Source organism: Virgisporangium ochraceum (assembly GCF_016863655.1).
GTDB lineage: Bacteria > Actinomycetota > Actinomycetes > Mycobacteriales > Micromonosporaceae > Virgisporangium > Virgisporangium ochraceum.
This window is the reverse complement of sequence record NZ_BOPH01000022.1, coordinates 20,490-31,734: the sequence shown is the minus strand read 5'-3', so window position 1 is coordinate 31,734 and position 11,245 is coordinate 20,490. Positions and strand designations below refer to the sequence as shown.

Sequence of the window (11,245 nt, the reverse complement as noted above, 5' to 3'; positions counted from 1 at the left end):
CATCTCCGAGCTGGTCACGACTGCTCCTCCTGGCTCAGGCTCCGGCCGGCGTACAGGGCCGCGGCCATCCGCATGCCCTCGGACCACGCGACGGGGCCGACGTCGTCGAGCGGCAGCGCCCCGCCGGCCGCGGTGGTGAACTCGAGCGGACCGGTCTCGGTCTCCGACCACGGGTCGTAGTCGCCGAGCCACACGCTCGCGACCACCTGGCCGCCGCGTTCCCACACCTGGCAGACGGCCGACCCGCCGCGCACGCGGTAGCCGAGCGTGCCCGCCCGCGCGGTGAGGTGGCGCAGCTCCTCGTACCGGCCGCCGGCGTACCGGGACAGCTCGGCGTCGCGGGCCTCCTTTCCGGCCGGCTTCACCCAGACCTCGCGGTGCAGCTGCGGCGTGCCCTGCGACAGCCCCAGCTCGGTGGCGAACTCACGCAGGTCGTCGAGCTCCTCCAGCACCACCGGGTGCGGCAGCGCCACCCGCCGCGGGTCGAGCCACATCGAGTCGCCGTCGAGGTTCACCACGCCGAGGCCGCGGGCCGGGTCGGCGTCGCGCAGGAAACCGGCGTCGTCGAGCTGCCAGGCTCCCCCATCGCCGGAACTGTCGTCGATGGGCGCGACGATGACGTCGGTGAGCGGGGCCCGCCACGACGGGTCGGGCCACACGGCGGTGAGGACGGCGACCGGCACGGGCAGCGAGCGGATCAGCCACTTCTCGACCTCGGCCCGGCAGGCGAGGTCGTGCCGGGCCAGCCACTCCTGGGTCTGCACCAGCCCCAGGGTCGTGTCGTGCTCCCGGACCGGCTTCGGCACCGTCTTCAACGGACGGCCACCCACGCGGCGGCTGGCCACCTTCCCCCCGACGAGCGCCACCTCGTAGCCCTCGACGGCCGACAACCATCCCATGCGGGTCCCTTTCCAGCAGTTGGGGAATGCCAGAGGCCGCGCCGGAACCCTGCGAGCGGGCCGCGCGAACGACGCCGACCCTAACGGTGCGATGCGACACTTCCGGCCCCCGGTGACCACACGGCCGCCACACGGCCGCGGGTGTCAGTAGCGGTCGCGGTGGGAGACGTGGCTGTCGACGAGGTCGAGGAAGGCCCGGGTGGCCCGGGTCGGTGGCGCGTCGAGCCGGGCGACGGCCAGGGTCCAGGTGGAGGCCGGAGGGTCCAGGTCCACCGCGGCCACCGCCGCAACGTCCTCTGTGGACAGCGGCGGGACGAGCGCCAGTCCGATGCCCGACGCGACGTAGCCGGGCACCGTCGTGAGGTCGCTGACCTCGACGGCGATGGTGCGGCTGACACCGGCCCGGCGGAAGTCGTTGTCGGTGCGGGTGCGCGCGCAGAAGCCGGGTGGCAGGTCGACGAACGCCTCGTCGGCCAGCGCGGCCGGGCTCACCGGACCGCCGCCGGCGAGCGGATGGTCGGCGGGGACGAGCAGCCGCGGCTGGAACGTCGCGATGGGCTCGACCCGCAGGTCGGGGACGGTGGGCGTCTCCAGCCCGACGAACGCGACGTCGAGGGTGTGCTCGCGCAGCCCGCGCAGCAGCCCCTCGCTGCCGGCGGCGTCGACCCGCAGGCCGAGGTGCACGCCCGGGTGGCGCCGGCGGAAGTCGCCGACCAGCGCCGGCAGGTCGACGGCGGTGAGACCCGCCAGTGTGCCCACCCGCAGGCTGCCGGTGACGCCGGCGCGCAGGCTGTCGACGGCCGCGCGGGCCTGGTCGAGCTGGTCGAGGGCGCGGCGCGCCTCCGGCAGCAGCGCGCGGCCGGCCTCGGTGAGCGCGACCCGCGTGGTGCTGCGCTCGAACAGCGGCGTGCCGAGCGTCTTCTCCAGCGCCCGGATGCTGGCGGACACCGTCGACTGCACGGCGTGCGTTCGCCGGGCGGCCCGGGTGAAGTTGAGCTCCTCGGCCACCGCGACGAAGAACTGCAGCTGGCGCTGTTCCACCCGACGATCCTATCGCCGACGACGATAGGGAGGATCGGAAGTATTCGTTTCCCACGAACGCCCGGCCCGGCGAGGCTGTGGGGCATGAAGATCCTCCTCACCGGTGCGACCGGTTTCATCGGGTCCGGCGTCCTCTCCGCGCTGGTGGCCGCCGGTCACCACGTCACCGCGCTGGTGCGCGATCCCGCGCGGGTCGCGCCGCTCACGCGGGTCCACCCGCATCGCGGCGACATGCGCGACCGCGCGACGGTGCGCGCCCTGGCCGCGGACGCCGACGCCGTGATCGCGACGGCCTCTCCCGGCGACGCGACGAGCGCCGCCGCCGACACCGACTTCGTCGACGCCGTGCTCGACGGGCTGCGGCCCGGCGCGACGTTCATCCGCACCGGCGGCATCTGGGTGCACGGCTCCGGCGCCGACCTCACCGAGGACTCGCCGCTCGCGCCGCCCGACCTGGTGGCGTGGCGCGTGCCGCTCGACGCGCGGGCGCTGGCCGCCACCGGAATCCGGTCGATGCTGGTCGAGCCCGGCGTCGTGTTCGGCCGCGGCCGCGGCATCCCCGCGCTGGTCGTCGGTTCCGCTCCCGTGCTCATCGGACCGGGGACGCAGCACTGGGCGACCGTGCACGTCGACGACCTCGCCGACCTGTACGTTGCGGCGCTCGACCACGGGATGGCGGGCGAGCGGTACCTCGGCGTCAGCGGCGACAACCCGACCACACGGCAGCTCGGCGAGGCGGCCAGCCGCCGGCTCGGACACGGCGGGCACGTCGTCGCGGAGGACCCCGCCGACACCGTGGCCCGGCTCGGCGCGTTCGGCGCGGCGCTGCTGCTCGACCAGCGGGCCAGCGGCGCGAAGGCACGTGCGGAGCTGAGCTGGAAGCCCAGCCGCCCGACGCTGGTCGAGGAGCTCGCGGCCGGCGGGTACCCGGCGGCGTAGCTCTCTGCGCGTACGGTGGCCGGTATGCCGGGCCACCATCCGCACCTGTACGAGACGCTCGACGACCGGTTCCGCACCGGGAAGTGCGCGTCCGGCGATTCGAAGCTGGAGCTGCTGTACGACGGCACCCGCTGGGCCGAGGGACCGGTGTACGTGCCGGCCGGCCGGTACCTGGTGTGGAGCGACATCCCCAACGACCGGCTGCTGCGATGGGACGAGACGACCGGCTCGGTCGGCGTGTTCCGCTCACCCGCCGGTCACCCCAACGGGAACACGCTCGACGCGCAGGGCCGCCTGGTCACGTGCGAACAGGGCAACCGGCGCGTGACCCGCACCGAGCACGACGGCTCGGTCACCGTGATCGCCGACCGGTACCGGGGCAAGCGGCTGAACAGCCCGAACGACGCGACGGTGCGGTCCGACGGTTCGATCTGGTTCTCCGACCCCGACTTCGGGATCACCAGCGACTACGAGGGCCACCGGGCCGACAGCGAGATCGGCGCCTGCAACGTCTACCGGGTCGACCCGTCGACCGGTGAGGTCACGCTCGCCGCCGACGGGTTCCTCGGCCCGAACGGGCTCGTCTTCTCCCTCGACGAGCGCCGGCTGTACGTCTCCGACAGCCGCGCCAACCACATCCGCGTGCTCGACGTCGACGACGACGGCGCCGTCACCGACGACGGGGAGATCTTCGCGGCGTGCGTCGGCGGCACCTTCGACAACATCCGGTTCGACGACGGCGGACGCCTCTGGGCCGCCGCGATGGGCGGCGGCGTGCACTGCTACGACCCCGACGGCACGCTGCTCGGCCGGATCCTCGTCCCGGAGATCGTGGCGAACATCCGGTTCGGCGGGGCCAAGCGCAACCGGATGTTCATCGCGGCGGACACCGCGCTCTACTCTGTGGTCCTGGGGGTGACCGGTCCACCGCATCTCCCGGTGCGGCGGTAGCCGTACGTGCCGGTGTCCGGGCACAGTGACGGTCATGGAACTCGAACTGGCACGGCACGACTGGGCGGCGTTCACCGGCCGCGGCGCCGCCACCGAGCACCTGCCGCGCGCCCTGCGCCACCTGTTCGCCGCGACCGACGCGGACGCGGTGCGGCACCACGCCGAGTACATCCGGCACTGCGCCGCCGACGACGGGCTGCTGGCCGACGTGTCACCGGCGATCGCGGCCGCGCTGGTCCACGGGATCTGGACCGGCGCCTCACCCGGCCGCGACGAGGCCCTGGACATCCTGACCGACATCGCGCACGCCCGGGTGAGCGACCTCGAACCGGACGCCTACGGGATCGTCAGCGAGGCCGACTGCATGGCCGAGATCGCCCGCGGGCTGCCGGTGTACGCCGAGATCCTGGAGGTCGGCGAGGGTCCGGTCGACGCCTGCGTGGACCTGATCTTCACCTGCGGAGACCACGACCCGTGGACCCGCGACCGCGCGATCTCGTACTTCACGCAGGCCCTCGCCCTGCACCGGCTCCGGTCGCACCACGACCAGCTGCGCGCCTGCCTCACCGAGCTCGAACGGCGCGGCTGACCGGTGAGGCATGATCGGGCCATGGCGTACACACCTGACCCGGCCCGCTACGGCTCCATGCAGTACCGGCGCACCGGGCGCAGCGGTCTGCTGCTGCCGGCGGTGTCGCTCGGACTGTGGCACAACTTCGGGCACGACCGGCCGCTCGACACCCAGGCGGCGATCCTGCACCGGGCGTTCGACCTCGGGGTGACCCACTTCGACCTGGCCAACAACTACGGCCCGCCGTACGGCTCGGCCGAGGAGAACGCCGGCCGCGTCCTGGCCCGCGACTTCCGCGCCTACCGCGACGAGCTGGTCGTCTCCACCAAGGCCGGCTACGACATGTGGCCCGGCCCGTACGGCCAGTGGGGCTCGCGCAAGTACCTGCTCGCCAGCCTCGACCAGAGCCTCGCCCGCCTGGGGCTGGACTACGTCGACATCTTCTACTCGCACCGCTTCGACCCGGACACCCCGCTCGAGGAGACGATGGGCGCGCTCGACAGCGCCGTACGCCAGGGCAAGGCCCTGTACGTCGGCATCTCGTCGTACTCGCCGGAACGGACCCGCGAGGCGGCGGCGATCCTGCGCGGGATGGGCACGCCGCTGCTGATCCACCAGCCCTCCTACTCGATGCTCAACCGCTGGATCGAGGACGGGCTGCTCGACGCCCTGGAGGAGGAGGGCGTCGGCTGCATCGGGTTCTCCCCGCTCGCCCAGGGCGTGCTGACCGACCGCTACCTGGACGGGGTCCCGGAGGGGTCGCGGGCGTCCCGGGACAGCTCCCTGTCGCCGGACCAGCTCACCGACCAGACGCTCGCCAAGGTGCGCGCGTTGAACGGGATCGCCTCGCGGCGCGGCCAGTCGCTGGCCCAGCTCGCGCTGGCCTGGTCGCTGCGCGACCCCCGGATGACCTCGACGCTGATCGGTGCCTCCAGCGTGGCCCAGCTGGAGAACAACGTGGCGTCGCTGTCGAACCCGACCTTCTCGGCCGAGGAGCTGGCCGAGATCGACCGCTACGCGACCGAGGCCGACATCAACCTGTGGGCGAGGTCCTCCGACGCCTGACGGCTACGGCTTGCGGGCCACGGCGGCGAACATGGCGATGTCGGCCGGGTCGGGGCGGGGGCGGGGCTCGTCGTCGTCGCGCCACTGGCTGACCGGGACCACGCCGGGCTCCACCAGTTCGAGGCCGTCGAAGAGGGCGGCGAACTCCTCCCGCGGGCGCGACCAGATGTCGACCTTGCCGGCCTCGACCAGCTTCTTCCAGCGCTCCACCACCTCGGGCTCCGGCAGGTCGTAGGTGGCGTTGGTGGCCACCAGGTAGCTGCCCGGCGCCAGCGCGTCGAGCAGGGTCCGGACGATCGGCAGGGCGGCGCCCTCGCCCTGCACGAAGTGGAGCACCGCCACGAGCATCAGGCCCACCGGCCGGTTCAGGTCGAGGGTCTCGTGCAGGTCGGCGCTGGCCAGGATCGACCTGGGCTGCCGCAGGTCGTCCTCCAGGTAGGCGGTGCGGCCCTGGGGGGTGCTGGTGAGCAGCGCCCGCGCGTGGACCATCACCATCGGGTCGTTGTCGACGTACACGACGCGCGCGTCGGGCGCGATGCGCTGGGCCACCTCGTGGGTGTTGTCGGCCGTGGGCAGGCCGGTTCCGATGTCGAGGAACTGGCGGATGCCGCACTCGGCGGTGAGGAACCGGGTGGCCCGCTGCAGGAAGCGGCGGTTCTCGACCGCGGTCTCCCGGATGGTCGGGAACACCGCCGCCATCTCGTCGCCGGAGGCCCGGTCGGCCGCGAAGTGGTCCTTGCCGCCCAGCCAGTAGTTGTACCGGCGGGCGGGGTGGGCCACGGACGTGTCGATCGCGGTCCGCTTTGCGCCGCCGCCTACCGCCTGTGGCGGGAATTCTGGCATGCGTCGAATAATCCCCCTGAACGACCGCTGTTGCCATGAGTCCAGCGAGAGAGTTCCATTACTCACTGTGATGAAGGACGTCAGGGCAGCACGCGCGACCCGAGGTCGGTGAGGTCGAGGACGTAGCGGGCCGGGCAGCCCGCCGGTGCGTGGAGCTCGACCGGGTGGTCCTCGGTGAGCCGGTAGAGGAACTGCACGCCGGCGCTGGCGAGCATCGTCACCGGGCTCAGGTCGACCACCAGGGACCGCGCCTCGTAGCGCTGCACCGCCGCCTGCAGCAACGGGGTCGTGGTGGCGTCGACCGGTCCGTGCACGGTGACCCGCGGACGGTCGCCGGGTTCGTCGGTGACCTCGGTGCGGAACTCGGCGCGCTGCTCCGGTACCGGTGACGACACGCCGTCGTCGTCGCGACCGACCACTGTGGAGTGTCGCGGGTGGACGGTCATCGCGACCGAGGTCCCGGCGTCGCCGCTGTCGATGACCACCTCGTCGCAGACCGCGCGCATCAGGCTGATGCCGCGGCCGCCCGGTCCGCCGCCCGGCGCGCGCCAGGTGCCGTCGTCGTCGACGGTGAGCCGGACCGCGCCGTTGCCGTCGAGGTCGGCGACGACGCCGATGCGCCCCGGCAACCGGTCGACGTAGGCGTGCTCGACCACGTTGGTGGCCGCCTCGCAGACCGCGAGCATCACGCCGAGCGCGTCGGTGGGCCGCACACCGAGCGGCTCGAGCCAGTCGGCGACCGCCTCGCGCAGCCCGGCCAGCTCGGCCGCGTCGGCCCGGACGTCGAGCACCAGCGGCGAGACCGGCTCGCGCAGCAGGTGCGCGGCGAGCACCGTGACGTCGTCGTGGATGCCCCACCGGGTGATGCGTTCGACGGCGAGCGTCGTGAGGCGGTCGGGGAGCATGCGCGGCGTCGTGCGTCCCCCGCCGGTGACCGCGGCGGCGGCGACCCGCGCGAGCCGGTCGAGGCCGTCGCGGACGGTCTCGCCCGGACGTTCGATCAGGCCGTCGGTGTAGAGGATGACGGCGTCGCCGGGGTCGACCTTGCGGGTGATGGGTGCCGCCGAGACCCCGCGGACGCCGAGCGGACCGCCGTGCGTGTGCGGCAGGTACTCGGTACGCCCGTCGGGGTGGCAGACCAGCGGCGGGGGATGGGCGCGGCAGACGTACTCGATCGTGCCCGCTCCGGGGTCGAGCACCGCGATGCACACCGTGGCCGCGCGGGTGGCCGGCGTGCGGGCCGCCGACGCGTCGAGCCACCGCACGGCGTCGGCGATGTCGGTGTCGGGCCGCTGCAGCGCCTCGTGCAGGACCGTCTGCAGCCGGGCCATCGCCGCGGCCGCCTCGGCGCCGTGCCCGACGACGTCGCCGACCACGAGCGCGACCCGGCCCCCGCCGAGCGGCACCGCGTCGAACCAGTCGCCGCCGGCCTGCAGTTCGGCCTCGGCGACGAGGTAGTGGGCGGCGAGCCGCACCTGCGGCAGCACCGGCACCGAGTCGGGCAGCAGGTGCCGCTGCAGCGTGAACAGCACCTGCTGGGCGGCCTCGAGCTTCTGCTCCGCGCCGGCGATGCGCTCCTGCGCCGCCCGGCGCTCCTGCACCTCCGCCGACACGTCGACCGAGTGCGCCACCAGCCCGCGCGGGCTGCCGTCGGGGTTGCGCACCGGTATCAGCGTGAAGGTCATGACGACCTCGTTGTCGGGGTCGTGCGGGTCGAACATCATGCGCCACTCGATGGCGGAGTACAGCCGCTGCTCGGCGTAGACCTTCTCGAGCAGCTCGTAGAGCTCCTGCCCGCCGAGGACCGGTGTCGCCTCCCGCAGCGGCAGGCCGATCACGTCCTGGCGCTTGTACAGCTCGCGGGTGGCGGCGTTGGCGGCCCGGACGATGAGGTCGGGGCCCTCGAAGTAGACGATGACCGCGGGCACGCGTTCGAACGCCTCCACGATCGCGGCGGGGTCACCGGCGAGGCGCAGCAGCTCCGCGAACCGCGGATCATCGGGGGAAGTCGATCCGGTCGCGCCTGTCGCGGTCATCGTCGACCTCCAACCTCGCGGCGCTTGATGGCATGACGTTATCGGATAACTACGGATCCAGATGGACGACCCCGTCCGGGTGACCGGACAGACCGGGACATTTCACTGATGTCATGGACAGTGCAGTAATAGGCGGGGAGACTCGGCTCCATGACTGGTGCTGCAGACGGCCGGTTACGGGGTACGTCCGTCCAGCGAACGGTGACCGAGCGCGGCGGCCGCACGGGTACGGCGGCGCGCCCGGCGTCAGGGTCGCGTCGCCCGGTCGCGCTACTGGTGGTGGGAGACCTCGACGGCGACCGGCTGAGCCGGCGGCTCGACCCGCACTTCAACATGATCGCGACCACGAACCTGCCCGCCGCCGTGGCGGTGCTCGGTGACGTGCGGCTCGACTTCGTGCTGATCGACGCGGCGCTCCCCGACCCGGCGATGATGGAGCTGATCACGCAGGTGCGCGTGCGCCAGTGGCTGCGCGACCTGCCGATCATCTGCTACGGGTCGGCGGCGCCCGGCAGCCCGGTGTCGCGCCTGGCCGGCCTCGCGGCTCACGACGTGATCGTCGAGCCGGTGAGCACCGACGAGCTGATCTCGCGCATCTCGGCGGCGCTGCCCGTCAGGCGCTGATCGGCGAGCCAGCTGTCCACGAGCGGCGCCGGCATCGGACGGGCGAAGTGGAAGCCCTGCGCGTACCGGTACCCGGCGGCGTGCAGCCGGACGGCCTGTGACGCGGTCTCCACGCCCTCGGCGACGGCCCTGATCCGTAGCCGGTTGGTGATGTCGATGAGCCCGTCGACGATCACCGCCTGCGCGGTCGCCGACGTGACGCCGCTGACGAACGACTTGTCGACCTTGAGCACGTCCACCGGGCAGTTCACCAGCAGGCTCAGCGACGAGTTGCCGGTACCGAAGTCGTCCAGCGCGACCGTCAGGCCGAGCGCGCGCAGGTCACGCAGCGCGTCGACGGCCGAGTCCACCGCGAGCACCGCCGTCTCGGTCACCTCGATCATGAGCCCCGTCGGGTCGACGCCGGTGCGCTCGACGATGCCGGCGATCTCGGCGACGATGCCGGGCTGGCTGAGCTGGCGGGCCGACATGTTGATGCTCACCCGGCTGATCCCGCCACCGCGCTGCCAGGCCGCCGCCTGCCGGCACGCCTCGGTGAGCACCCAGCGGCCGATCTCGACGATGGCGCCGGTGCGTTCGGCGAGCGGGATGAAGACGTCCGGCGGCACGAGGCCGTGGCGCGGATGCCGCCAGCGCAGGAGGGCCTCCACCCCGGTCGGCCGCCCGTCGGGCAGCTCCACGATCGGCTGGTAGACCAGGAACAGCTCGTCGCGCGCCGCGGCCTGGTGCAGCTCGGCGGTCAGCCGCAGCTCGGCGTCGGCCTGCCGGTCCATCTCCGGGTCGTACCAGGTCCAGCCGTTGCCGCCGGACCCCTTCGCCGCGTACATCGCCACGTCGGCCCGGCGCAGCAGCTCCTCCGGCCGGTCGTCGTCGTGGCTCGCGGTCACGCCGATGCTCACGTGCGTCGCGACCTCGTGCCCGCCGAGGTCGACGGGGCGCTCGACGGCCGTCACCAGGTCGGTGAGCAGACCCGTGACGGTGTCCGGGTGGGCGTCGGGCAGCAGCACGACGAACTCGTCACCGCCGAGGCGCGCGACGGTGTCGCGCGGCCGCACGTGGTCGACCAGCCGCTGGCTCACGGTGGTGATCAGCAGGTCGCCCATGCCGTGGCCGAGCCGGTCGTTGACCATCTTGAAGTCGTCGAGGTCGAGCAGGGCCATGTGGAACGGCGTACGGTCGGCGACCAGGCCGGCGACGGTCCGCTCGAACAGGGCCCGGTTGGCGATGCCGGTCAGCGGGTCGTGGGTCGCCTGGTGCGACAGCTGCTCCTGGTACCCGCGCAGCTGCGCGAGGTTCGCGTCGACGGTGTTCAGCAGCCGGTTGTTGTCGCGCAACGCGACGACCTGCCGCAGCGCGACCAGGACGGTGAGGCTGACCACGCAGCTCGCGACCAGCCGCGTCTCACCGGGGTCGCGGAAGACGACCAGCAGGAGCAGCGCGTCGGTGGCGGCGACCGCCAGGTACGGCAGGACGCTGATCGTGCGGCTGGGCGACCGCGGAACCGGGTCGGCGCCCGCCCGTGACTGCACCGTGGCGGCCAGGTGGACCCCGAACGTGGCGACCGCGACACTCGTGAGCGTCGCCGACAGGTGCGGGTAGGCCAGGAGGAACGGCGTCGTGGCGCCCAGCCCCGTGGCCGTGGCCGCGGCGGCACCGAGCATCCGCAGCGCCCGCCGGTCGAGCTGGCCGGCGCCGGAGAACGCGACCTTCACGAACGTCACCATCGACACCGCAGCCACGAGGGCCATCACCAGAACCGGAACCGCCGACCCGGTCTGCGACTCCCAGTCGCCGAGCCGGCGGACGGAGAAGTGCCACACGAAGACGCCGGTGGTGATGAGGATGACGCACGCGTCGAGGCCGAAGCGCACCCAGTCGCTGCGCGAGCGCTGCCAGGTCGGCAGGCGCAGCAGTGCCCACAGCACCACCCCGACGGTGGCCAGGTAGCAGCCCAGCGTGCGCATGCCGATCACCTGGCTCGGCTCCGGGCCGGTGAGGGCGTCGACCGTGTTGCTGATGACGCCGACGGTGAGCAGCGCGCAGGCGCAGGCGAGGTACAGCCAGAACCGCCTCGTGGGCGCGTCGAGGGTCGGTACGCGGGTGACGCGCCAGCAGCCCGACGCGGCCAGCACCGTCATCACCGGCAGCGGCAGCCAGCCGAGGACCGGGTGGGCGGGCACCGCGGCCAGCCCGTACGCGGTCCACGCGAAGCAGGCGACCAGCAGCAGGCCGTTGCCGACCAGCGCCGCGTCGCCGCGCAGCCGTGCGCCCATGGG

10 protein-coding genes are annotated in these 11,245 nt (G+C 73.2%); 5 read left to right on the top strand and 5 right to left on the bottom strand.

Annotated features, from left to right (window positions below; all coding sequences use genetic code 11):
• Positions 1–14: 14 nt before the first annotated feature.
• Positions 15–899: a DUF4132 domain-containing protein gene (locus Voc01_RS09230; RefSeq protein WP_203926891.1), complete on the bottom strand. Its 885-nt coding sequence runs from the start codon at positions 897–899 to the stop codon at positions 15–17.
• A gap of 144 nt (positions 900–1,043) precedes the next feature.
• Positions 1,044–1,940: a LysR family transcriptional regulator gene (locus Voc01_RS09225; protein ID WP_203926890.1), complete on the bottom strand. Its 897-nt coding sequence runs from the start codon at positions 1,938–1,940 to the stop codon at positions 1,044–1,046.
• A gap of 84 nt (positions 1,941–2,024) precedes the next feature.
• Between Voc01_RS09225 and Voc01_RS09220 the strand changes: the two genes are divergently transcribed.
• The 4 genes from Voc01_RS09220 to mgrA are packed head-to-tail and all read left to right on the top strand — an operon-like array spanning position 2,025 to position 5,466.
• The gene (locus Voc01_RS09220) at positions 2,025–2,879 is read left to right on the top strand and encodes an NAD-dependent epimerase/dehydratase family protein (RefSeq protein WP_203926889.1); all 855 of its coding nucleotides are present in this window, start codon (positions 2,025–2,027) and stop codon (positions 2,877–2,879) included.
• Positions 2,880–2,903: 24 nt separating this feature from the next.
• Entirely contained in the window at positions 2,904–3,830 is a 927-nt protein-coding gene (locus tag Voc01_RS09215) for an SMP-30/gluconolactonase/LRE family protein (RefSeq protein ID WP_203926888.1), read from the top strand.
• Positions 3,831–3,864: 34 nt separating this feature from the next.
• Positions 3,865–4,419: a hypothetical protein gene (locus tag Voc01_RS09210; RefSeq protein ID WP_203926887.1), complete on the top strand. Its 555-nt coding sequence runs from the start codon at positions 3,865–3,867 to the stop codon at positions 4,417–4,419.
• Positions 4,420–4,440: 21 nt separating this feature from the next.
• Positions 4,441–5,466, top strand: coding sequence for an L-glyceraldehyde 3-phosphate reductase (gene mgrA / locus Voc01_RS09205; protein ID WP_203926886.1), 1,026 nt, complete (start codon positions 4,441–4,443; stop codon positions 5,464–5,466).
• Positions 5,467–5,469: 3 nt separating this feature from the next.
• Here the strand turns inward: mgrA and Voc01_RS09200 are convergent, their stop codons facing one another.
• The gene (locus tag Voc01_RS09200) at positions 5,470–6,309 is read right to left on the bottom strand and encodes an SAM-dependent methyltransferase (RefSeq protein ID WP_203926885.1); all 840 of its coding nucleotides are present in this window, start codon (positions 6,307–6,309) and stop codon (positions 5,470–5,472) included.
• An 80-nt stretch (positions 6,310–6,389) separates the two neighbouring features.
• Positions 6,390–8,345, bottom strand: a complete 1,956-nt coding sequence (locus Voc01_RS09195) for a SpoIIE family protein phosphatase (protein WP_203926884.1) — start codon at positions 8,343–8,345, stop codon at positions 6,390–6,392.
• Between the two features lie 150 nt (positions 8,346–8,495).
• Between Voc01_RS09195 and Voc01_RS09190 the strand changes: the two genes are divergently transcribed.
• Entirely contained in the window at positions 8,496–8,969 is a 474-nt protein-coding gene (locus Voc01_RS09190) for a response regulator (protein ID WP_203926883.1), read from the top strand.
• On the opposite strand, the gene Voc01_RS09185 is transcribed toward Voc01_RS09190, so the two are convergent.
• On the bottom strand, positions 8,891–11,242 hold the full coding sequence (locus Voc01_RS09185) for a putative bifunctional diguanylate cyclase/phosphodiesterase (protein WP_203926882.1): 2,352 nt from the start codon (positions 11,240–11,242) through the stop codon (positions 8,891–8,893). The two genes, Voc01_RS09190 and Voc01_RS09185, sit on opposite strands and share 79 nt — an antisense overlap.
• Positions 11,243–11,245 lie beyond the last annotated feature (3 nt).